The organism is Gordonia gummivorans, from assembly GCF_022513585.1.
GTDB lineage: Bacteria > Actinomycetota > Actinomycetes > Mycobacteriales > Mycobacteriaceae > Gordonia.
Map to the genome: position 1 here is coordinate 30295 of NZ_JAKWBF010000005.1, position 22255 is coordinate 52549.

18 protein-coding genes and 1 tRNA gene are annotated in these 22255 nt (G+C 66.1%); 10 read left to right on the top strand and 9 right to left on the bottom strand.

The window, feature by feature from the left end:
* Nucleotides 1–17: 17 nt before the first annotated feature.
* The 5 genes from MKW15_RS05450 to MKW15_RS05470 all read right to left on the bottom strand — a co-directional run bounded on the left by MKW15_RS05450 (nucleotide 18) and on the right by MKW15_RS05470 (nucleotide 4421).
* On the bottom strand, nucleotides 18–461 hold the full coding sequence (locus MKW15_RS05450; protein WP_240856567.1) for a hypothetical protein: 444 nt from the start codon (nucleotides 459–461) through the stop codon (nucleotides 18–20).
* Nucleotides 458–703: a hypothetical protein gene (locus MKW15_RS05455; protein ID WP_240856568.1), complete on the bottom strand. Its 246-nt coding sequence runs from the start codon at nucleotides 701–703 to the stop codon at nucleotides 458–460. The genes MKW15_RS05450 and MKW15_RS05455 overlap by 4 nt, the downstream gene beginning before the upstream one ends.
* On the bottom strand, nucleotides 700–2655 hold the full coding sequence (locus tag MKW15_RS05460) for a hypothetical protein (protein ID WP_240856569.1): 1956 nt from the start codon (nucleotides 2653–2655) through the stop codon (nucleotides 700–702). The genes MKW15_RS05455 and MKW15_RS05460 overlap by 4 nt, the downstream gene beginning before the upstream one ends.
* A 61-nt stretch (nucleotides 2656–2716) precedes the next feature.
* Nucleotides 2717–3130 carry a nitroreductase/quinone reductase family protein gene (locus MKW15_RS05465; RefSeq protein WP_240856570.1) on the bottom strand — a complete coding sequence of 138 codons (414 nt, stop codon included), beginning with the start codon at nucleotides 3128–3130 and terminating at the stop codon, nucleotides 2717–2719.
* A gap of 34 nt (nucleotides 3131–3164) precedes the next feature.
* Entirely contained in the window at nucleotides 3165–4421 is a 1257-nt protein-coding gene (locus MKW15_RS05470; protein WP_374246549.1) for a hypothetical protein, read from the bottom strand.
* Between the two features lie 509 nt (nucleotides 4422–4930).
* Here MKW15_RS05470 and MKW15_RS05475 point away from each other — a divergent pair.
* The 3 genes from MKW15_RS05475 to MKW15_RS05485 all read left to right on the top strand — a co-directional run bounded on the left by MKW15_RS05475 (nucleotide 4931) and on the right by MKW15_RS05485 (nucleotide 7378).
* Entirely contained in the window at nucleotides 4931–5896 is a 966-nt protein-coding gene (locus MKW15_RS05475) for a helix-turn-helix domain-containing protein (RefSeq protein ID WP_240856572.1), read from the top strand.
* A 65-nt stretch (nucleotides 5897–5961) separates the two neighbouring features.
* Entirely contained in the window at nucleotides 5962–6609 is a 648-nt protein-coding gene (locus MKW15_RS05480; RefSeq protein WP_240856573.1) for a TetR/AcrR family transcriptional regulator, read from the top strand.
* Entirely contained in the window at nucleotides 6596–7378 is a 783-nt protein-coding gene (locus MKW15_RS05485; protein WP_240856574.1) for an SDR family NAD(P)-dependent oxidoreductase, read from the top strand. Before MKW15_RS05480 ends, MKW15_RS05485 begins: the two co-directional genes overlap by 14 nt.
* Before the next feature lie 29 nt (nucleotides 7379–7407).
* Here the strand turns inward: MKW15_RS05485 and MKW15_RS05490 are convergent.
* Nucleotides 7408–7481: transfer RNA gene (locus tag MKW15_RS05490), tRNA-Leu, on the bottom strand.
* 105 nt (nucleotides 7482–7586) lie between these two features.
* Between MKW15_RS05490 and MKW15_RS05495 the strand changes: the two genes are divergently transcribed.
* The 3 genes from MKW15_RS05495 to MKW15_RS05505 all read left to right on the top strand — a co-directional run bounded on the left by MKW15_RS05495 (nucleotide 7587) and on the right by MKW15_RS05505 (nucleotide 11530).
* Nucleotides 7587–9869 carry an MMPL family transporter gene (locus tag MKW15_RS05495; protein ID WP_240856575.1) on the top strand — a complete coding sequence of 761 codons (2283 nt, stop codon included), beginning with the start codon at nucleotides 7587–7589 and terminating at the stop codon, nucleotides 9867–9869.
* Nucleotides 9811–10545 (top strand): TetR/AcrR family transcriptional regulator, encoded by a 735-nt coding sequence (locus MKW15_RS05500; RefSeq protein WP_240856708.1) that lies wholly within the window; start codon nucleotides 9811–9813, stop codon nucleotides 10543–10545. Before MKW15_RS05495 ends, MKW15_RS05500 begins: the two co-directional genes overlap by 59 nt.
* A 106-nt stretch (nucleotides 10546–10651) precedes the next feature.
* Nucleotides 10652–11530: a Bax inhibitor-1/YccA family protein gene (locus tag MKW15_RS05505; RefSeq protein WP_240856576.1), complete on the top strand. Its 879-nt coding sequence runs from the start codon at nucleotides 10652–10654 to the stop codon at nucleotides 11528–11530.
* Between the two features lie 395 nt (nucleotides 11531–11925).
* On the opposite strand, the gene MKW15_RS05510 is transcribed toward MKW15_RS05505, so the two are convergent.
* Both MKW15_RS05510 and MKW15_RS05515 read right to left on the bottom strand, forming a co-directional pair.
* On the bottom strand, nucleotides 11926–13149 hold the full coding sequence (locus tag MKW15_RS05510) for an acetyl-CoA C-acetyltransferase (protein WP_240856577.1): 1224 nt from the start codon (nucleotides 13147–13149) through the stop codon (nucleotides 11926–11928).
* Nucleotides 13150–13197: 48 nt separating this feature from the next.
* Entirely contained in the window at nucleotides 13198–14130 is a 933-nt protein-coding gene (locus tag MKW15_RS05515; protein ID WP_240856578.1) for an SGNH/GDSL hydrolase family protein, read from the bottom strand.
* A 39-nt stretch (nucleotides 14131–14169) separates the two neighbouring features.
* On the opposite strand from MKW15_RS05515, the gene MKW15_RS05520 reads away from it, so the two are divergent.
* The 4 genes from MKW15_RS05520 (at nucleotide 14170) to MKW15_RS05535 (ending at nucleotide 21748) form a co-directional block, all read left to right on the top strand.
* On the top strand, nucleotides 14170–15564 hold the full coding sequence (locus MKW15_RS05520; protein WP_240856579.1) for a cystathionine beta-synthase: 1395 nt from the start codon (nucleotides 14170–14172) through the stop codon (nucleotides 15562–15564).
* 9 nt (nucleotides 15565–15573) lie between these two features.
* Nucleotides 15574–16746, top strand: coding sequence for a cystathionine gamma-synthase (locus MKW15_RS05525; RefSeq protein WP_240856580.1), 1173 nt, complete (start codon nucleotides 15574–15576; stop codon nucleotides 16744–16746).
* Nucleotides 16747–16761: 15 nt separating this feature from the next.
* On the top strand, nucleotides 16762–17964 hold the full coding sequence (gene ilvA, locus MKW15_RS05530; protein WP_240856581.1) for a threonine ammonia-lyase: 1203 nt from the start codon (nucleotides 16762–16764) through the stop codon (nucleotides 17962–17964).
* Nucleotides 17965–18058: 94 nt separating this feature from the next.
* Nucleotides 18059–21748, top strand: a complete 3690-nt coding sequence (locus tag MKW15_RS05535) for a protein kinase domain-containing protein (RefSeq protein ID WP_308221015.1) — start codon at nucleotides 18059–18061, stop codon at nucleotides 21746–21748.
* Here MKW15_RS05535 and MKW15_RS05540 read toward each other — a convergent pair.
* Entirely contained in the window at nucleotides 21690–22205 is a 516-nt protein-coding gene (locus tag MKW15_RS05540) for an SRPBCC family protein (protein ID WP_240856582.1), read from the bottom strand. The two genes, MKW15_RS05535 and MKW15_RS05540, sit on opposite strands and share 59 nt — an antisense overlap.
* Between the last annotated feature and the right edge of the window lie 50 nt (nucleotides 22206–22255).

A 22255-nucleotide genomic window follows, 5' to 3' on the forward strand; every position in this document is an offset into this window, starting at 1 on the left:
CGGCCACCAAGGTCCGGTCAGCGGACCTGCAGAGTTGCGACGGTCACGTCGGCCTCGTGCAGTTCGATCGCCACCGACCCCGGCACGGTGACGGTGAACTCGAAGCGCTCACGCTGCGCTCCCGCCGTCACCTCGAAGCTGTGCTCGGGCGTCGAATGAACGTGAACCTCGTCGGCGGCGTCACTGGTGACGTACAGAACGATGGGTGTGCCGACCGTCGCTTCGATCCGGGCATTGCGCGGGGTGACCGTGCCGTTGGCGATCGTGATGTCGATGGTTGTCGCGGTGTCCGCGGACGGCGGAGGTGACACCATCGACACCCCGGACGGCGTAGCGGCGGTACTGCTCGCGCCTGCACTCTCGTCGGTGCCACCGCATCCGGCCAGGCCGACGGCAACGACCGCCGCACCCAAGGCTGCGGTCCACCGAATCATCCTGTGCGACATCGCGTCGTGCGTCATGAATCTCCTTTGGTCACATCGTCGTCATCGGGATTGCCTTCGGATGCCTGGCCGTTTTCCGGTGTGGTGGATTCGTCTTCCAGTGCCTCATGTGCCATCGCTTCCTCCAGCGCCTCGGCGCGGCGGTCGCGGATCACGATGACCAGGATGACGATGACGATGATCGCCACCGGCAGAAGTGCCGGAATCGCCAGCAGGACCGAGTGATCGGCCAGATAGATCGTTTGTGCGGCCGACGTCACCGGGTGTGTCCGGTGGTGTGCCGGGCGCGGGGCGCCGACTGGCCCCCGTCGTCGGCACGCGGGTCGGCCGACTCGCCGTCGACCTCGGCCATCTGCTCGCGCCGTGCCCGGTTGACGCGCACCGCGCCCCAACCCAGCAACCAGATGAAGGCGAGCGTGCAGGCGAGCACCACAAGCGACGCCATGCCGAACGCCAGAGCCGACGCGTCGGCCTTGCGCTCGCGCTGCAGAATCGAGAGTTCCTGCTGGAAGGGATAGGGCTGTCCGGACGCTGCCACGACCTCGGTGGCGTCGATGCCAGGATCCGCGGGCAGGAAGAGTGGTACCGCACCCATCTCCTTGCCATTCTGGACCCGCAGCAACGTCTTCCACGTTCCGCCGACGGGGAATGGTTTGGTGGTCTCGTAGGTGGTCGGACCCACCTTGCGCAGGGTGTCGATGTGCAGACCACGCAATTCGCTTTCACCGCCCTGCCATGCCATGACCTGTACCCACTCGGCGTCGTCGGGGATCTCGCGACTGAGCTCGATGGTGGCGGTGCGCATGGTGTTGCCGTCGTCCTCGGCGGCATCGGCAAAGGTGACAGTGGCTGTGAGATCCGGTGTGTGATAGGTCAATCCGTTGGCTGTCACGATGGCGGCGATCGCCACGAAGCCGACCATGATGCCGCGTCGGATCGCGGGACGGGGGAGTTCTTCTCCGCGGACCGCCACCACGAACAATGCGGCGACCAGGCCGGAAATGGTGGCCGACGGAATTGCCATCAACAGTGCCTCGGTGTTGAAACCGTGATTCCACGGAATCGGGAACACGGCATTGACCCAGATGCGCTCGAGGAAGAAGCCGAGGGTTCCGGCCAGCACGCCGGCGACGGTTCCGAACAGCAGGCGCCGATGCACGAGCGGTGTGAGAGCGAGGATCTCGACGATGATGGCGATTCCGAGATACAGCGGGAACACGCTGTGTGGTGCTTCCGCGGGTACCCAGACGATCCAGGCGATGACCTCGCGGATGATCGCGGCGGCGAGCACTGCGAAGAGTGCTGCGCCCCGTCCGGCGAGCAGTCGGGCGATCACGAGTGCGAAGACGCCGGCGGCCAGCATCAGGGTGGGATGGAAGACGGCCCGGAACTGCTGGACACCGAAGTCGAACTCCACCTGGTACACCGACATGCCGATGACGAGGCCCGCGGCCATCATCGCCCGCCCGAACCAGACCATGAAGCTGCCGCGGCCGGGTGGTCGGCCGTCTTCCCCGACGAGTTCGCCGTCGGCGTCGCGGTGGAGCTTGGGTGCCGCTGCGCCTTCCCAGTCCAGGATGATGATCGCGAGCAGCGACAGTCCGGCGCCGCCGATGAGCATGAGATGCGTCGGGCCCCAGAGCGTGACGTCCTGGCCGAAGATGCGATGCCAGACGTCATCGAGCGGGAAGCCGATGAGCGCGTAGAGGCCTGCGGTGGCAATCAGAATGCCGCCGGTGGGCGCGTACCAGGTGCGGGTGATCTTGACCGGGATGCGCCCCGACTGTGAGCCGGGCGGAGTCCCTTCTTCTTCGCGCGGCAGGATCATCGCGAGTACGCCGCCGATGAAGAGGAAGAACAGGCCGAACAGGATGAAGTAGTGCGCGGGGTTCGCGAGCGGACCCGAGTCGCGCCCGCGTCCGATGTGAAGACTGACATCCCAGATGAACCCGAACATCGCGGTGATGATCGTCGTGGTGAACAGCAGGCTCGGCAGGGCCACCCACGGGGGCCGCCGGAACAGGCGCCCGGCGAATTCGGCAAAGGTCTGTAGCCACGTGATCTTGCGGGTGCGGTGCAGATAGGCGATGAGGCCGAGGCCGGCCGAGATGACGCCGGCGATGGCGGTCATGAGTGCAACTTGATCGAGCGCCGCGCCGCCGCCCTCATCCGCGGCGAGCAGGAGTCCCGGATGCACGACGACAGTGTCCATCAGGTCACAATGCCTGGTTCACCCATATTGTGTCAATAGTCGTTGATATGGTTTCTGGTGCTCAGGTCGCCCGTGTCAACGCGACCACTGCGATCGTCCTGGTGACCTTGTCCTGGTAGGTCTGATAGTCGAAGACATCGTCGATGAGTTTGCGCCAGACGGCATCGCGCTCGGCGCCGGTGATCTCGGCGCCGGTGACCGGAATCGTGTTGCCGTCCAGGGTGATCGACGCCGGAGTAGCCGCCTTGAGGTTCAGCCACCAGCCGGGCTGCCAGTCGGCGCCACCGTTGGAGGCGACGACGATCCATCGCTCACCGTCGACCATGTACATCAGGGGAGTGATCCGGGTCTTGCCGCTCTTGCGTCCGGTGGTGGTGAGCAGGAGCAGATCGGCGCCGCGGAATCGCTTGGGGCGAAGCTTGGTCACGACAGCGTTGACCGCGCGATTGAGGGTGACGAACAGCCGCCGTTTCATGCCGGAAGGATAGTCCGCGCGCGCGATGCGTGGTTCAGCTGACCGATACCGCGGTGTGCGACGCCGCGTCCGCCAGGATCTTGTGGAGATTCCAGACCGGTCGGTGCGACTCGAACTGGGTCTCGTAGGGAACCTTCATGGTGGCGACGAGGTTGCCGAATCGGTTGTTCACCCAATCCTGGTAGCGGGGCAGGAGTTCGGTGGTCACGTAACGCCAGCGCAGGTCGAACTTCGACCAATCCCAATTGGCGATAGGGGTTTTCACGCTCAGCGTGCGGCCGTCGGCCATCTTTGCCCGGTAGGTGAACGGGATGAAGTTCCGCAGAGCGGGCACACCCGCGATCGACGGTGAGCCGGCGAGCGTCATGGCATAGGTCAATGCCGCGCCGACACCATCGGCCTTGCGGTAGTTGCGGACGTTGTCGAATTGCCAACCGACGACGTTGAATTGCTCACGTCGCAGCAGGGTGGCATTGCCCTGGGAGACCAGCTTCGGATTGCCCGAGGCGATGTCGCGCCAGGCGTTGAGGACGCCGGCGTCGATGAGTCCCGCGTTGTAGAACTCGGTGACACCCTTTAGGCCGTCGCGAGTGAACGCAACGTGCAGAGGCATCAGGTCGGAGAAGATGGCCTTCTGCATGACCAGGATCTGCTTGGAGAACCACTGCAGGTCGTTGGGGGTGATCTTGTCGGCGCCGTAGGCCAGCGTCTGCAGGCCCTTCGGGAAGATCCCGATGAACTGCTTGCCTGCGACCGACGTCGTCGCCTCGATGATCTGCGCAGCCAGCGGCTGCAGGCCTCGGATGGCATAGATGTCGCCCATCATGACGACGTCGGCGATGCCGCCACCGAAGTCCGCCCCGACGAGTCCGGCCATACCCGACCACTGCAGGTTGCGGTGCGCGATCTGGAAGTTCTCGTAGTACCGGTAGGACTTGATCATGTTGCCGCGCATGGCGTGGAAGCCCTTGTCGGGGTCCCAGGTTGCGAGGTCGATCCCGGCCGTGGAGGTGGCCTGTACGAGCCGGTACTGGAACAGCAACGCCCCATAACGCTGCGGCGCAACGCCACTGGCCCGAGCCTCGCCGACGAGACGGGTCAGCTGCGCGAGATCGGTGGGCAGTGCCTTGTTGACCCCGCCGGCGTCGTGGTCGGCGAACCGGTTGGTCAGCGGGAGGTCGAGATAGCGCTCGAAGGTCGACGCCGTCGCCGGCGCTGAGCTCAGAGCGAGGCCACTGATCGCGCACACGAATGCAACAGCCAGGCCAAGGAGTCGGGTGCGCACGTGAATACCTCGGTTTCTCGGAAGTACGAGGAAACGTGCGGCGACGAGACGCGAATCGCTTTCCGCGACACAGCCCCCCGACTGTCTTGTCGTCAGGTGCTCCTCGAGGAACATTTGACGGGTTTGAAAGCTACCGTCGGGTCAGGAGCTCGTCAAAAGGCGACGGAGTGCGCGGAGTATCCATGTTCGAGCAGGTGGGGGGCTGTTTTCGGGTCGATGGCCGCGCGTGCGGCAGGAAAATGTGATGAGACGCACACGCTTATTCGTCTCATTGGTCGGATTGTGGAGGTTCCGCGGCCCGGGCGGGTCGTGCGCGCTCGGGAGGTGCCGCGCCGTGGGAGATGGCCGATGCGGCGTGAACGCCGGCCGCGGCGTCGACCAAGATCTGAACAGCGGTGCTATCTCGCACTCGGGCAATGGCTTTGGAGGCCGTTGAAGGATTCATGGTTCCACTGTCCAGCCACTGCGCCCCGAACAACAGTGGCACCAATGCCTACTATCGATAAGATAGTGACATGCATGATGTGGCGATCCTCGCCTACGGCGGCATGTCTGGTTTCGAGGCCGGTATCGCGGCCGAGATCTTTGGTATGGCGGAGCTCTCCCGACCGTTCGCGGAGGGGATTCCAAGACCCTGGTATCGCGCCTTCTTCTGTGCGGCCGAAGGGCAGGTCGACATGATCGGGGGTGCCACGCTCACGGTGAGTCACGGTCTCGATGACCTGTCGCGGGCCGACACGATCGTCGTGCCGAGCGTGGCCGACGTCTTCGCATCGCCCTCAGGCGATGCGGTCGAGGCCGTGCGCGCGGCCGCCGAGAACGGTGCACGGCTCGTGTCCATCTGCTCTGGCGCGTTCCTGCTGGCCGAGGCCGGTGTGCTCGACGGGCGGCAGGCGACGACGCACTGGATCTACGCCGAGGAACTCGGTCGCCGATACCCGCGCGTCGATGTGGACCCGCGGCCGCTGTACGTCGACGCCGGAAACGTGTTCACCAGTGCGGGCTGTGCCGCGGGCCTTGATCTCTGTGTCCATATCGTGCGGCTCGATCGAGGTCCTCGGGTGGCGAATGATGTGGCACGACGCCTGGTCATCGCGCCGCATCGTTCGGGTGGGCAAGCCCAGTACGTCGAGACGCCGACCGGCGTCGCCGAGCGCGACGGCGTGATCGCCGCCAGCATGGCGTGGGCGCTGGACAACCTGGACCGGCCGATCGGTCTCGATGAACTCGCCGGCGTCGCGCATCTCTCTCGGCGTAGCTACCTTCGGCAGTTCGCCGCGGAAACGGGTACCACTCCCATCAGATGGCTTATCGGGCAGCGAATCTCGGCCAGTCTTGCGCTCCTCGAGGACGGTGGCACGCCGATCGAGGAGATCGCCACGAGCGTCGGGTTCGGTTCGGCGGTGACGTTCCGTCACCACTTCACGAGAACCATGCACACGACGCCGAGCGAGTATCGGGCGTCGTTTCGCATGGTGTGACGGCAGGAAGTGGAAAACCTACCGCATGGTTTGTAAAAACCTACCGGATGGTTTATTCTTGCGAAGTGAGTCCTGCCGAGCCGTCCACCGCCAAAGGCGCCGCGACGCGTGCGCACCTGCTGACCGTCGCTGCGTCCGAGTTCGCGGAAAACGGCTACGAGGCAACCAAATTCAGTGCTCTGATCGCGGCTTCAGGGCTCACCAAAGGTGCGTTCTACTTCTATTTCTCGTCCAAGGCGGAACTCGCTCGCGCGGTGATCGACCACCAGGAGCAACTGTGGATCGACGTGGTCGAGCGTCGCGTGCTGGCTCAAGAGACACCGATCGCCCAACTCATGGAGGTGCTGCCTGCCATGCTCGAACACCTCGAGAGTGATCCTGGGGCGTGGAGTGTGATTCGACTGGTGCGTGAACTCGGCGACTCGGGAAGTCCCCATAAGCCGATCGAAACGTGGATCACGCTGATCGCCAACATCATCCGCGATGGACAGACCGCCGGACAGATGCGTGCCGACATCGACGCGACCGCATTGGCGACTGTCCTGGTGGGCGCGTTCGACGGCATCAAGACACTTGTGGACGCCGGCGCGACCGAGCAGCGCGACCACGACCTTGCCCACTACACCGAAGTTCTCATGTCGTTGGCCGCAGGCGGGCTCGACATCAACCTCGACGACATCAACCCGACAGGACCGAACCATGAATCATCGTGACTCCACCGTTCTCATCACCGGCGCCAGCTCCGGCATCGGCAAGGACTTCGCCGAGACCCTCGCGGCCCAGGGGGCCAACCTGATTCTGACCGCGCGCAGTGTGGACAAGCTCGACGCCCTGGCGGGCGATCTGCGTGCCCGGCACAGTATCCGGACCGACGTGATCGGCGCTGACCTGTCCGTACCGGGCGCGGCGGCCGAACTCGTCGGGGAGATCGACAAGCGCGGTCTCGACGTCGACTTCCTCATCAACAACGCGGGATTCGGCACTCACGGTGATCTTGCCGATGCCGACCCAACCCGAATCAGCAGCGAGGTCGCGCTCAACGTCGCCGCACTGACCGACCTCACGACCGCCTATCTGCAGCTGATGACTGCGCGAGGTTCGGGCGCGATCATCAACGTCGCGAGTACGGCCGCATTTCAGCCGGTGCCGCACATGGCCGTCTACGCCGCGACAAAGGCTTACGTCCTCTCCTTGAGCGAGGCGCTGTGGTGGGAAGCCCGCCGCAATGGTGTGCGGGTGCTCGCGCTCTGCCCGGGTGCCACGGACACCGAGTTCTTCGACGTCGTCGGCTCCGACGATGCCGCGGTCGGCGCCCGACGCACCACTCGTCAGGTCGTCGACACGGCCCTCGATGCGCTCGCTGCGGGGAAGCCGAGCGTGGTCGATGGGCTGCTGAACAAGGTGAGCGCCAATTCTCCCCGATTCGCACCCCGGCGAATGGTGCTCGCGATCGCCGAGCGAGCGGTACGTCCGCGCGGGTAGGCCGCTCGGCGCGGCTTGACGCGCAAGTGTGCCCCCAGTCGGACTCGAACCGACACTGTGCCGATTTTAAGTCGGCTGCCTCTGCCTATTGGGCTATGGGGGCTCGCCGTACAGCATGTCATCTGTTCGACGGAAACTCGTTGACCGGTCTAACTTACTGCTGATAACTTAACGCCGGAAAGTGTCCGACAACTCTCGGGGGAGTTCTATGTTGGTCCGGATGACCAGATCGATCATCGCAATGCCACGGCGCGTCCTGCTGGTGGCGGTGGTGTTGCTCGCGCTGTGTGGCGTCTACGGCATCGGGGCTGCGCAGCATCTGCTTTCCGGTGGGTACAGCGATCCCAATTCGGAATCCACGCAGGCGGAAAAGGTTCTCGACGAGACGTTCAATCGGGGTGGCGTGCAGGTCGTCGTCAAGCTCGACGGTCCGGCCGGGATGAACATGGCGACCGATCCCGCAGCGCGGGCGGTCGGCGGCGACATCGTCCGCGAGCTTTCGGCCACAGAGTATGTGCAGCAACCGATTCTGGCGGTGTGGACGAGTCCGAGCTTGTCGTCGTCGCTGGTGAGTCGGGACGGGTCGTCGGCGCTGATCATCGCAACGCTCAGTGGCGGTGAGGAACTGGCGCCCGCCCATGCGGAGGAGATCGAAGCCAAGCTTTCCGGTGAGCGGCAGGGGATTTCGATCCGGGTCGGTGGCCAGGGGTTGGTCTTCAGCCAGGTCAACGAGCAGACGTCCAAGGACCTCGCGGTTGCCGAGGGGATCGCGATCCCGATCAGTTTCCTCGTGCTCATCGTGATCTTCGGCGGAGCGGTCGCCGCCGCGCTCCCGGTGATCATCGGCATCGTGTCCATCGTTGCGACCTTCGCATTGCTGCGGTTCATCGCGGTGTTCGCCGACGTATCCATCTTCGCGCTGAACCTCACCACCGCACTGGGTCTCGCGCTCGCGATCGACTACACCCTGCTCTTGGTGACCCGATATCGGGAAGAGGTCGCCGGAGGAATGAATCGCGACGACGCGATCATCCGCACGTTTGCGACCGCCGGGCGCACGGTCGCGTTCTCCGCTGTGACGGTGGCGCTGTCGCTGTCGGCACTGGCGATCTTCCCGATGTACTTCCTACGTTCCTTCGCCTACGCCGGGCTCGGGGTGGTCTTGGTGGCGGTGCTGGCGGCCCTGGTGTTGACACCGGCGATCCTCATGCTGCTCGGCGATCGGATCGATGCGGCCGACGTTCGGAAACCGTTGCGGCGCTTGTTCGGTCGGCCGGAACCCGTGATCAAGGCCGCCGAGGACACCTGGTGGTATCGCGCGGTGCAATGGGTGCTGCGGCACGCGTTGCCCGTGGCGGCGGTGACCACGGCGTTCCTCCTGGTTCTCGGCGCGCCCTTCCTGTCCATCAGTTTCGGGTTTCCCGACGACCGCGTGCTGCCGCCGAGCGCCAGCGCGCACGCGATCCAGCAAGAGATCCGTGAGGACTTCGAACACGACCTTTCCTCGACGGTCACCATCGTCGCTTCCGGTGCGGTCGATCCTGCTCAACTCGGCGATTACACCCGTACGCTCTCGACCGTCGACGACGTCGGTTCGGCATCGTCGTCGGCCGGCACCTTCATCGAGGGCAAACAGGTGAGTCCGGGGAACCCCGCAGACACCAAGGGTGACGTGCACATCGTGACCGTTGCCACCGATCGTGAGCCGATGTCCGACGCCGGTCTCGACCAACTCGAAAGCCTGCGCGACGTGCCGGTGCCCGCGGGCGTCGAGGTCAAGTTCGCCGGCGTTGCCGCCGCAAACGACGACACGGTGAGTTCGATCTACGCGCACTTACCCTGGGTTCTCGCGGTGATCGCGATCGCGACGTTCATCCTGCTGTTCCTGTTCACCGGCAGCGTGGTCATGCCACTGAAGGCATTGGTGCTCAACATCTTGTCGCTGTCGGCGACGTTCGGTGCGATGGTGTGGTTCTTCCAGGACGGGCATCTCGACGCGCTGGGCACCACCGCGACCGGCTATCTGGTCGCCACGATGCCGGTCCTGATGTTCTGCATCGCCTTCGGCCTGTCGATGGACTACGAGGTATTCCTTCTCGGCCGTATTCGTGAGGAGTGGTTACGGTCCGACGGAACCCGCGCCGCCAACGACCACGCAGTTGCCCTCGGCCTGGCCAAGACCGGTCGCGTGATCACCGCCGCCGCGCTGCTGATGAGCATCGTGTTCGCCGGGATCGCGGCCTCCGAGGTGTCGTTCATGCGTATGTTCGGAGTGGGTTTGACGCTGGCCGTACTGATGGACGCGACTTTGATCCGCATGTTGCTCGTGCCGGCATTCATGCGGCTGCTCGGCCGGGCGAACTGGTGGGCTCCCGGCCCGTTGCGGCGACTCCACGATCGGTTTGGGCTATCGGAGGAATCTCCCGTCGGTGATGATTCGGAGGTGTCCAGTGACCACACGGCGAGCCCGGTCACCCCGCGGATCCGGTGAGATCCTCGCCGAGGAGATCATCGAGGCCGCCAGCGATCTCCTCGTCGAACACGACGACGAGACGGCAGTGTCGATCCGCGCGGTGGCGAACCGGGTCGGTGTCACACCACCGTCGATCTACCTGCACTTTGCCGACAAGGACGCACTGCTCGACGCCGTCTGCGCACGCTATTTCGAGCACCTCGACGCCGAGATGGCGGTCGCCTCCGAGGGCATCGCCGATCCACTCGAGAACGCGCTTGCGCAGGGGTTGGCGTACGTGCGGTTCGCGCTGGCGACGCCCGTGCTGTACCGGGTTGCGTTCCGCAGGCCTCCGGACAGTGGCGAACGCCTCAAGGTCGACGACGTCCTCGCCGCGTCGGCCTACGCGCGATTTCGGAGCACGGTGGCGGCGATGGCCGACGAAGGCATTTGTGCCGCGGCCGACATCGACAACGTCGTCCTCGAACTCTGGGCCGTGGCCCACGGTATCGCGTCGCTGATGATCGCCAAACCCGGTCTGCCGTGGGGCCGTGATCTCCGGCATGCCGAGAACGTCCTGCGTTCGGTGGGTCTGGGTCGGGCGACGCTGACCAGGCTCGGCGAACGCGCCGACCACGACACCGCGCGGGCGTGGTTTGCGGCTCGGGACGTCCGGAGCGAGTCGTCGAACGACAACATGGTCAAGAGAAGGTAAAGTCGCGGGGGAACGGTGCTCGTTTGCGGAACCCGCACGCAGTCGCCGTCGTTGTCACCACAGATATCCGCAACGAATCAGATATCCGTAACGTAAGGAGCGCTTCGTGCGAGAGAGTAGCAATCCGGTGATGCGCGGGGTGGTCCGCGACAATCAGACCGGGTACGCGGGCTTCGGGACCGGCATGGCCGGCGCCGGACAGGCCGCGATGTTCAACCAGTACGGACAGCAGGTCGATCAGCAAGGACGGCCGGTCGACCCGTACACCCAGCCGGCGCCGCCGAGCACTCGCCAGCTCACCATCGACGACGTCGTCACCAAGACCGCCATCACCCTGGCAGTGCTGACGATCTCGGCGATCGCCACGTACTTCCTCGTCGACCAGAACACCGCACTCGCGACGCCCATGATGGCGCTCGGCGGGATCGTCGGCTTCGTTCTCGTACTGGTCGCATCGTTCGGGCGCAAGCAGGACAACCCGGCGATCGTGCTGGCCTACGCCGTCTTCGAAGGCCTCTTCGTCGGTGCCATCTCGTTCGTGTTCGCCGAATTCATGGTTGGGGATTCCGTCTCGGCGGGTGCGCTGATCGGGCAGGCCGTGCTCGGCACCTTCGGTGTCTTCTTCGGAATGCTCGTCGTCTACAAGGTCGGCGCCATCCGCGTCACTCCAAGGTTCACGCGCATGCTGTTCGCCGGAATGATCGGCGTGATCGTGCTGATGCTCGGCAACCTCGTGATCGGCCTGTTCAACGGTGGTGAGGGTTTTGGTCTCCGTAACGGTGGCCCGCTGGCGATCGTCTTCTCGCTCGTCTGCATCGCGCTCGCGGCGTTCAGCTTCCTGCTCGACTTCGACGCCGCCGATCGCCTCATCCGCGCCGGTGCGCCGTCGCGCGCCGCGTGGGGTGTGGCACTGGGCCTCACCGTCACCCTGGTCTGGCTCTACATCGAGATCCTGCGCCTGCTGAGTTACTTCAACTCCGACTAGTCGCAGCAATGACCACGACGAGGGCCTCGCACCAATGGGTGCGAGGCCTTCGTCGTTGGTGCGGCGGACACTTCCCGCTCAAGGGGGTGCTGGTGACATCTGCTCGCGTGTCTCCCACCTGCGCGCGATGCATTGCGAGGAAATGGGAGAAACGCGAGCACCTGCGTCGTCGAGCCCGCGACCATCGATCGGCGCGTTCCGCGGAACGCGCCACGCGCTCGTGGCGCCCGCAGAAAATAGGGGAAGAAACTTCGTCCCCTACTCTCAGAGTCCTCCCCTAGAAACTTCTGGGGGAGGACTCTGAACCTAGGGGAGGAAAACTCTTCCCCTAGATTCTGCGAGCACGACGCTGACGTATTTGCCCAGGTCAGCGGGCTAATCTCCGAATCTTCGGGTCAGCTGAGCCGCTCGAGCACCATCGCCATGCCCTGTCCGCCACCGACGCACATCGACTCGATGCCGAAGGTCTTGTCGTGGGTCTGCAGGTTGTTGAGCAGGGTCGTGGTGATGCGGGCGCCGGTCATGCCGAACGGGTGGCCGAGGGCGATGGCACCGCCGGAGACATTGAGCTTGTCGTGGTCGATGCCGAGTGCGTCGGCCGAGCCGAGCACCTGCACGGCGAACGCCTCATTGATCTCGACGAGATCGATGTCGGAGATCGACATGCCCGAGACGCGCAGCACCTTGCGGATCGCCTCGATCGGTCCGAGGCCCATGATCTCCGGAGACAGGCCGGTGGCCGCTGTGGCGACGACTCGCGCGAGGGGCGTCAGACCGAGTTCCTTGGCCTTGGTGTCACTCATGATCACCAGTGCGGCGGCGCCGTCGTTGAGCGGGCATGCGTTTCCGGCGGTAATGGTGCCATCCGGACGGAAGACCGGCTTGAGCTGCGACACCTTCTCGTAGGTGGTGCCCGCGCGCGGACCGTCGTCGGTGGTCACGAGCGTGCCGTCGGGCAGGGTGACCGCGTCGATCTCGCGCTCGAAGAAGCCCGCCGTGATGGCGTCCTCCGCGCGGTTCTGACTGAGCACGCCCCAGCGGTCCTGGTCTTCGCGAGAGATGCCCGTGGAACTCGCCACATTCTCGGCGGTCTGGCCCATCGCGATGTAGACATCGGGGATCAGGCCGTCCGCGCGCGGGTCGGTCCACGCCGGAGCGCCACCCTCGGCGGCTTTCGCAGTCCGGGCCTGCGCCTCGTCGAACACCGGGTTCTTGGAGTTCGGTGCGCCGTCGGCGCCGCCCGAGATCCCGAAGCTCGAGACGCTCTCCACGCCGCCGGAGATCAGCACGTCGGCCTCGCCGGCCTTGATGGCATGTAGAGCCATGCGCGTGGTCTGCAACGACGACGAACAGTAGCGGTTCACGCTGACACCGGGGATGTGGTCGTAGCCGAGTTCGACGGCGATCACACGGGCGATGTTGTACCCGCCCTGGCCGCCGGGTTGTCCGATGCCCCAATGGATGTCCTCGATGTCGGCAGGGTCGAGTTCGGGGACCTTGGCGAGCGCGGCGGCGACCATCTGGCGGGAGAGTTCGTCGGGGCGGACGTCCTTGAGCGACCCCTTCCCGGCGCGGCCGATCGGGGAGCGGGCATGGGCAACGATCACGGCTTCAGGCATGAGCCCAAGCTACACCTGCCTACCAAGCGGGTGCTTGGTCAGGGCTGCTCAAGAGACACCGATAGCGCGCCGCACCCGATTGATGAGTCGATTCTGCTCGGCGGCCTCCGACACCTCCGGAGGTTCGGGCAGCGGAGCCGGCCCCCATTCGCCGATGGCGGCCAGCACCTCGGGCAACAGGATGTCGGCGGCCAGCGCGTAACCCGCTGCGGACGGGTGATATTGGTCGGGGGAGAACATGTGCTCCGGTTTGGCGAGGAACTCCTTGGCCATGACGTCGGCCATGGGTACCGGACGGCCTCCCGCCGAACGCACGGCACCGCGCTGGGCGGCCGCCAACCGCAGACCCCACCGGCGCAACACCGTGCGAAGCGGCTGGGGTATCGCGGTGATGACGCCGAAGTCGGGGCAGGTCCCCACGACCACCGCGGCGCCGCCGGCGACGAGCATCCGTACCGCCTCGCCGAGCCGCTGGGCCGACGAGCGGATGCCGTTGGTCGCGGTCACGTCGTTGGCGCCCACGAGGATGACCGCGATATCCGGCCGGTCGCCGGCGATGTGCATCGCCTCCACCTGCGCGGCAAGCCCGCGCGACGTGGCGCCGACGATCGCCTTGTTGCTGTACCGGATCGTTCGCCCGGTCTCCGCCGAGACCCGGCGGGCGAGGATCACGCCAGGTGTTTCGTCGGCGGTGTCGGCGCCGAGTCCTGCCGCTGTGGAGTCACCGAAGACGGTGAGGTGGAGGTCGACGGGGTGGTCGCGCCGATAGGGCACGGGCCCGGTGCCGTCGGGGTAGTAGATCCCGTCGCCGTCGGGTGCATTGTCGGTGCGGTGCGGAATGGTCGTCCGGGCGGCGGCAGCCTGATAGTGCAGAAAGTTGTAGAACGCCCATGACGCACCGGCGCTCGCTGCCGCGGCGGCCACGGTGGCGCCGATGTCACGGAGTCGGTTGTCGGTCGCACCATCACCCACGTCGGACACGGCCCACAGTCTAATCGTCGGGCATGGGACGATGGACGCATGCGCATTGCCAATCACGTCGTTGATCTGGTGGGCAACACCCCGCTGGTCAAACTCAACTCGGTGACCACGCCCGGATCGGGTCTCGTCGCCGCCAAGGTCGAGTACCTCAATCCCGGTGGAAGCAGCAAGGATCGCATCGCCGTCCGCATGGTCGACGCGGCCGAGCGCTCCGGCGAGCTGAAGCCCGGCGGGACCATCGTGGAGCCGACGTCGGGTAACACCGGTGTCGGACTCGCCCTGGTGGCGCAACAGCGCGGCTACAAGTGCGTGTTCGTGTGCCCCGACAAGGTCGGCGAGGACAAGCGCAACGTCCTGCGCGCGTACGGCGCCGAGGTCGTGGTCTGCCCGACCGCCGTCGAGCCGTCACACCCCGACAGCTACTACAGCGTCTCAGACCGCCTGACTCGCGAGATCGAGGGCGCATGGAAGCCCAACCAGTACGCGAATCCGGCGGGTCCGCAGAGTCACTACGAGACCACCGGCCCGGAGATCTGGAACGACACCGACGGCAAGATCACCCACTTTGTGGCGGGGGTCGGAACCGGCGGGACCATCACGGGCACCGGTCGCTACCTCAAAGAGGTGTCGGGCGGCGCGGTGAAGGTGGTGGGCGTCGACCCGGAGGGTTCGGTGTACTCGGGTGGAACCGGTCGCCCGTACCTCGTCGAAGGCGTCGGTGAGGACTTCTGGCCGGACGCTTACGACCCGAGCGTGCCCGACGAGATCATCGCGGTGAGTGACGCCGACTCCTTCGACATGACGCGCCGACTCGCCCGCGAGGAGGGACTGCTGGTGGGCGGGTCCTGCGGGATGGCCGCGGTGGCCGCCCTGCAGGTGGCGCAGCGCGAGGGGCCCGACGCGGTGGTCGTGGTGCTGCTGCCCGACGGCGGCCGTGGCTACATGGCCAAGATCTTCAACGACGAGTGGATGAGCAGCTACGGATTCCTGCGCACGCCCCTCGACGGGAAGACCAAGGAGTCGCTGGTGGGCGACGTCCTGCGGGGCAAGACCGGCGCGCTACCGGACCTCGTGCACACCCACCCGCAGGAGACACTGCGCGACGCCATCGAGATCCTGCGCGAGTACGGCGTCTCCCAGATGCCGGTGGTCGGGGCCGAGCCGCCGGTGATGGCGGGCGAGGTTGCCGGTGCGGTCACCGAACGGGATCTGCTCAGCGCGGTGTTCGAAGGACGAGCGAGCCTCGCCGACCCGGTGTCGGCGCACATGGGCGAACCGTTCCCGTTGATCGGGTCCGGCGAGCCGGTGTCGGCGGCGACCAAGGCGCTGAGCGAATCCGACGCCCTCATGGTGGTCGAAGAAGGCAAACCCATCGGCGTCATCACCCGCCACGACCTGCTGGCCTTTGTCAGCACCCACCCCATCGTCGGTTAGGAGCATCGAGTGAGTGAGAAGCGCAGCGCTGCGGATTCTGTTCGCTGGCAAGGCTTTTCGACCAGAGCAATCCACGCCGGGTACGACCCGGATCCGCAGACCGGCGCGGTCAACGTGCCGATCTACGCGAGTTCGACCTTCGCCCAGGACGGGGTCGGCGGGCTGCGCGACGGATTCGAATACGGCCGCACCGGCAACCCCACCAGGCGTGCTCTCGAAGCCAATCTCGCGGCGCTCGAACATGGAACCTACGGTCGCGCTTTCGGATCCGGCATGGCGGCCACCGATACACTGCTCCGCTCGACGCTGCGTCCCGGTGACCATCTCGTCATCCCGAACGATGCGTACGGCGGAACGTTCCGACTCATCGACAAGGTGTTCAGCCAGTGGGGGATCAGCTATTCGGTTGCCCCGGTCACCGACGTCGACGCGGTGCGCGCGGCGGTCCGACCGGAAACCAAACTCGTCTGGACCGAGACCCCGACCAACCCGCTGCTGAACGTGGGCGACATCGAGGCGCTGGCCGGGGTGGCGCACGACGCGGGCGCGAAACTGGTGGTGGACAACACGTTTGCCTCGCCCTACCTGCAGCAGCCGTTGTTGCTGGGTGCCGACGTCGTACTCCATTCCACCACCAAGTACCTCGGCGGACACTCCGACGTGGTCGGGGGTGCCCTGATCACGGACTCCGAGGAACTCGACGAGGCGTTCGCGTTCCTGCAGAACGGCGCCGGTGCGGTACCCGGCCCGTTCGACGGATACCTGACCATGCGCGGCATCAAAACCCTTGCGGTGCGTATGGATCGGCACTGCGACAACGCCGAGAAGGTCGTCGACTACCTGTCGTCGCACGACAAGATCGAGAGCGTCCTCTATCCGGGGCTGTCGACACACCCCGGCCACGGGGCCGCGAGTAAGCAGATGAAGCGTTACGGCGGCATGGTGTCGGTGCTCGTGAAGGGCGGCATCGAGCCGGCCAAGGAGTTCTGCGCGCGCACCGAGGTTTTCACGCTTGCCGAATCGCTCGGCGGGATCGAGTCGCTGATCGAGCATCCGGGTGCGATGACGCACGCATCGACCGCGGGCTCGCTGCTCGAGGTGCCGGCGAATCTGGTTCGCCTGTCGGTGGGCATCGAGGACATCGACGACATCCTCGGTGATCTCGACAACGCACTGGCCTGAAATCCGAAGGCGCCGATGCTGATCACCCGCACTGACATCGACGACGCGGTGGCGGCGCTCGCCCCGGTGATGCGTCGAACCCCGTTGGTCGCCTCGCGGGTGCTCTCGGAGCGCTCGGGCTGCGAGGTGTGGCTCAAGTGCGAGAATCTGCAGCGCACCGGCTCCTTCAAACCACGCGGCGCCTACTTGCGGATCTCGCGACTCGCGCCCGACGAGCGGGCCCGTGGTGTGGTCGCGGCCAGTGCGGGCAACCACGCGCAGGGTGTTGCGTGGTCGGCGACGGAACTCGGCATCCCGTCGCGCGTCTACATGCCGACCGGCGCGTCACTACCCAAGATCGCGGCCACCAAAGCCTATGGCGCCGAGGTGGTTCTGGAGGGTTCGACCGTCGACGAGGCGCTCGTCGCGGCCAAGCGGTATGCCCAGGAGACCGGCGCCGCGCTGATCCACCCGTTCGACCACCCCGACATCGTCACCGGGCAGGCGACCGTGGGTGCGGAGATCCTGCAACAGATGCCCGATGTGTCGGCGGTGGTGGTGCCGCTCGGCGGTGGCGGGCTGCTCGCCGGAGTGGCCGCGGCCATCAAAGTGCAGCGTCCCGAGGTGAAGGTGATCGGGGTGCAGGCGGCGGACGCCGCGGCATGGCCCCGATCGATCCAGCAGAATCGTCCGGTCGCGGCGGAGTCGATGAACACGATGGCCGACGGTATCGCCGTCGCGATGCCCGGAGAGGTGCCGTTCGAGCACGTGACGGCGTACGTGGACTCGGTCGTCACGGTCAGCGAGGACATGCTGAGCACGGCACTCCTCACGATTCTCGAACGTGCCAAACTCGTCGTCGAACCCGCGGGTGCAGCAGGTGTCGCGGCGATGATGGCACCGGAGTTGGCCGACCTCTCCGGGAAGGTCTGTGTCGTCGTGTCCGGCGGCAACATCGACCCGCTCCTGCTCACCCACGTGACCACGCACGGACTCACCGCGGCTGGGCGCTACCTGACGGTCACCGCGACCATCTCCGACCGTCCCGGCGGGCTGATCGCCTTCCTGGAGTTGCTGCGCGACCATGGGGCCAGCGTGCTCGACGTCGTGCACTCCCGCGTCGCCGACGATCTGTATCTCGACGAGGTGCAGGTGACGGTCAGCGTCGAGACACGCGGGCACGACCATCAGCGCGAGTTGCGAGCGGCGCTGGCCGACGCCGGTTTCCTACGAGGGTGAACCGTCGGGTCCGTTTGGGGCCGGGGGCTTGCGGGTCGGATTAGTCTGGATTGGTAGCCCGGGTCGAAGGTCCCGGGCCGACCGAGGGACACCGATGGTCGAGTTCGATCCGCTGTCGACACAGCGCGACGTCAGCCCCGACGCCGCCGCAGAGTTGATTGCGGCCGGATTCGGCGACCCGATGCTGATCGGCCGCGGCGGATTCGGCGCCGTATACCGCGCGGAGCAGCCGGGACTCGAGCGCACCGTCGCGATCAAGATCCTCACCGATCACCTCGACGAGGCGAGTCTGGAACGCTTCTTCCGCGAGCAGCGGGCGATGGGGCGGCTGTCGGGGCATCCGAACATCGTGAACATCCTCGAGATCGGTTCGACGCCGAGCGGCATGCCGTTCATCGTGATGCCGTATCACCCGCACGATTCGCTCGACGCGCACATCCGCAAACATGGCCCGCTCGCCTGGCCGGATGTGATGCGTCTCGGAATCAAGATCGCGGGCGCCCTCGAGACGGCGCATCGGGCCGACATTCTGCACCGCGACATCAAGCCCGGCAACATCTTGCTCACCGAGTACGGCGAACCGCAGCTGACCGACTTCGGTATCGCTCGGATCGTGGGCGGGTTCGAGACCGGCGCCGACATGGTCACCGGGTCGCCCGCGTTCACCTCACCCGAATTGCTGGTCGGCGATGCGCCGAGCGTCGCGTCGGATCTGTACGGCCTCGGCGCGACCCTCTTCTGCGCGCTCACCGGACATGCCGCGTTCGAGCGGCGCAGCGGTGAACGGGTGGTGGCGCAGTTCCTGCGGATCGCCAGTGAACCGGTGCCCGATCTCCGTGGCGGCGACATTCCCGACGAGGTGTCGCGCGCCGTCGAACACGCGATGGAGCGCGAGCCGGCCGAACGTCCCGAGAGCGCGGCAGCCTACGGCGAGGAACTGCAGGACATCGTGACGCGGTGCGGTCAGGCGCCCGTCGAGATGGCGCTGCCCACCCGTAAGCCCGCGGAAACGCTCGGCGGGACGCCGGGGCGACGATCGGGGGCGACGACCGCGCCGCCCACCCCGGCGACCAAGTTCCGGCCGCCGTTGCGGCCGCGCGCGCAGGTGGCGCGAGAACGCCTGATGGACATCCTGAGCGCCGGCGAACGCCGCCGCCTCATCCTGATCCACGGCCCGGCCGGGTATGGGAAGACGACCGTCGCCGCACAGTGGGCGGAACGGCGTCACGGTGAGGGCGTGCACGTGGCGTGGCTGACCGTCGACGACGACGACAACAATTCGTCGTGGTTCACCACCCACCTGATCGAGGCGATCCGGCGGGTCGATCCCGAGGTCACCGCCGACCTCGACGACGTGCTCGAAGACCACCGGGAGCGTGCCGATCTCCACGCCCTGACCACCCTGATCGACACCATCCACGAGCGGGGCGAGGTGATCCTCGTCGTCGTCGACGACTGGCATCGGGTCACCGATCCGGCCGCTCTTGCCGCAATGGAGTTCCTGCTCGACCACGGATGCCATCATCTTCAACTGCTCATCACCAGCAGATCGAGGACGGGTCTGCCGATCAGCCGCATGCGGGTTTCCGACGAACTCGTCGAGATCGACATCGCGGAACTGTGTTTCGACGCCGACGAGGCGCGCACCTTCCTGGTCGATGTGGCCGGACTGGACCTCGAGAGCCGCGACATCACCGAGTTGTGGAATTCCACCGACGGCTGGGTCGCGGCGCTGCAGCTGGCGTGTCTGTCGTTGCGCGGCAACGATTCACCGGCCGAACTGATCGCCAACATCTCCGGTCGCCATCGGGCGATCGGTGACTTCCTTGCCGAAAACGTCTTGGGCACACTGCCGCCCGATATCCTGCGGTTCCTCCTGACGACGTCGGTGCCCGACCACATCTGCGCCGGCTTGGCGTCGGCCCTGTCCGGACAAACCCGCGGGCAGGCCCTCCTCGAGGACATCGAGTCGCGAGACCTGTTCCTGCGCAGGACAGATCCCGACGGCGACTGGTTCCGCTACCACCCGCTGTTCCTGGAGTTCCTGCGCCGTCGACTCGAGCGCGACGATCCGGATGCGGTGACCGGTCTGCATGTCCGTGCGTCGGAGTGGTTCGGCGATCACGACATGCTCGCCGAAGCCGTCGATCACGCTCTGTCGGCAGGGGATACCCGGCGCGCGGTGGAACTCGTCGAAGCCGATGGCCGGACCCTGCTGGAGCATTCGCAGATGTCGACGGTGCTCGGTCTCATCGACAAACTGCCACCGAGTGTGGTGGTCACCAGTCCGCGGCTGCAACTGACGGTTGCGTGGTCGAATGTGCTTCTGCACCACACTGATCGGGCGCGCGCGGCCATCGACCGGGTCAATGCGGGGCTTGATGCCGTTGCCGATGATCAGCCCCGAATGGCCCGAATGCGGATCGAGGCCGACGTCGCACTCGCGTGTACCGACGCCACCGCAGATCGCGTCGACCGCATCGACGGCCTGATCGCCGAGTGCCTGTCCCGGCCGGAATCGTTGCCTCCCTTCGTGGTGTCGTCGGCCGCCGACGTGGCGACGATGACCGCGACGCTGCGCCTCGACTTCGACGAGGCGCATCGGATGCAGGCATGGGCTGCGCCGTTTCATGAGCAGAACACGGGAGCATATGCCGTGATGTACGGTCATGCGCTCGACGGCCTCGCCTTCATCGAGGAACTCGAACTCGACTTTGCGGAGCGAAGCCTGCGCAGCGCACTGCAGGTGTCGTTGCGTCCGGGCGTCGGTCGAACGCAGGCGTATCGTCTGGCCGCTGGACTGCTGGCCCAATTGCTCTATCAGAGAGGCGCTTCCGAGGAAGCGAGCGGGCTGCTGGAAGAGAGTCTCATCTTGGAGCCGGACGAGGGGATCATCGACATGATCCGAGCGCGGTACGTCACCGCCGCGCGACTTGCCGTTGCGCAAGGCGACCTCGACGCCGGGGCCCGATTCCTCGAGGACGCCGGTGCGGTTGCCGATCGTCTCGGTGCCCGACGACTCCGCGCCTACGTCGAGAGTGAACTGGTCGCGCTCGAGGTGCCAACCCGGCGTGCTCTGGCACCACGCGTCGACTTCGAGCATCGCGACTCCACTGCCACCGGCTGGTTTCAGATCGTCGCGCAAGCCGAGGAAGAGGCAGCGATCCGCCTGCTGCTCAAGGACTCCCGTGATCCCGAGCTCGCGTGCCGGTGGGCCGAGAGTGGGTCGAGCGCCTCACCGGCACTCGGCGTCGACGCGCTCTCTTGCAGGCCAGGCGACTACTGGCTCTCTGCCTCGCCGCCGCAGAACGCTCCGACGACGCCGCTCACGAGGTGGCCCTCGTGTTGCGAACCTGCGACGACGCCGGGATGGTCCGGTTTGCCGCCGACGGTGGCGGCGGGATCGCCGAGGTGGTCGACGCCGCGCGGTCGGCCGCCGGCGGGCACCTGTAGTCGCTTCCGCTCGCTCACGTGCAGCCTCGAAGCCCCTCCCGCTGCTGAGGTGCAGCCTCGAAGCCCCCTCCCGCTGCTGAGGTGCAGCCTCGAAGCCCCCTCCCGCTGGCTGAGGTGTGAGGAGCGCAAGCGACGAGCCTCGAAGACTGGTGAGACGACATCGCTGTCTCACCATGCCCCTTCGAGGCTCGCAAGCTCGCACCTCAGGGAGCGGTGGGAGGCTCGCAAGCTCGCACTTCAGCAGGGAGCGGTGGGAGTGATGAGCCGGAAACTCAGGTCTGCGGGGAAAGGTTCGCGAAGTGCCGGAGCGTGTCCGTTTCGACCGTCTTGAACACCTTCGACGCGGTCGGTCCGGAGAATGCGTTCACCAGCTTCGCCGAGCTGCCCAGCTCTATGCCGAACAGCCACACGAGGCGAGCGCCGACGTCGGCCGGAGCGACCTGGGTGAGTTCGCCGAATCGTCGCACCCCGGGCGCCGACATGGTCGTGGCGTAGAAGGCGTTGCGGTAATTGCCCGTTGACGCATCCTCGTCCCACACGAAGAAGTGTTCGGACAGCCCGGCTCCGGGAAGGGCTGCCTTGCGGGTGGTTCCGACACCGTAGGGAGCGGGCGACGTGAACTCGATCGACTTGATCGCCCGGCACCAGTCGAGAGTGTTCTGCCGGGTGAGCTCCGACCACGCTCGGGCGGGCGTCACCGGCAGATTGACGTCGATGCGGTAGGTGATCGGCGCGTCGTCGAAGAATGCGACGTCGGCGACGGGCTCGAGTTGATAGCTGCGCGGCATGCGTCCATTCATACACGCCAGGGCGGGGGAGGTTCCGCGTTGGCGCTAAT

Coding starts and splice junctions, on each gene's coding strand:
- MKW15_RS05450 (WP_240856567.1), bottom strand. CDS start 461: ATGACGCACGACGCGATGTCGCACAGGATGATTCGGTGGACCGCAGCC.
- MKW15_RS05460 (WP_240856569.1), bottom strand. CDS start 2,655: ATGGACACTGTCGTCGTGCATCCGGGACTCCTGCTCGCCGCGGATGAG.
- MKW15_RS05465 (WP_240856570.1), bottom strand. CDS start 3,130: ATGAAACGGCGGCTGTTCGTCACCCTCAATCGCGCGGTCAACGCTGTC.
- MKW15_RS05475 (WP_240856572.1), top strand. CDS start 4,931: ATGCATGATGTGGCGATCCTCGCCTACGGCGGCATGTCTGGTTTCGAG.
- MKW15_RS05485 (WP_240856574.1), top strand. CDS start 6,596: ATGAATCATCGTGACTCCACCGTTCTCATCACCGGCGCCAGCTCCGGC.
- MKW15_RS05495 (WP_240856575.1), top strand. CDS start 7,587: ATGTTGGTCCGGATGACCAGATCGATCATCGCAATGCCACGGCGCGTC.
- MKW15_RS05500 (WP_240856708.1), top strand. CDS start 9,811: ATGATTCGGAGGTGTCCAGTGACCACACGGCGAGCCCGGTCACCCCGC.
- MKW15_RS05510 (WP_240856577.1), bottom strand. CDS start 13,149: ATGCCTGAAGCCGTGATCGTTGCCCATGCCCGCTCCCCGATCGGCCGC.
- MKW15_RS05520 (WP_240856579.1), top strand. CDS start 14,170: ATGCGCATTGCCAATCACGTCGTTGATCTGGTGGGCAACACCCCGCTG.
- ilvA (WP_240856581.1), top strand. CDS start 16,762: ATGCTGATCACCCGCACTGACATCGACGACGCGGTGGCGGCGCTCGCC.
- MKW15_RS05535 (WP_308221015.1), top strand. CDS start 18,059: ATGGTCGAGTTCGATCCGCTGTCGACACAGCGCGACGTCAGCCCCGAC.
- MKW15_RS05540 (WP_240856582.1), bottom strand. CDS start 22,205: ATGCCGCGCAGCTATCAACTCGAGCCCGTCGCCGACGTCGCATTCTTC.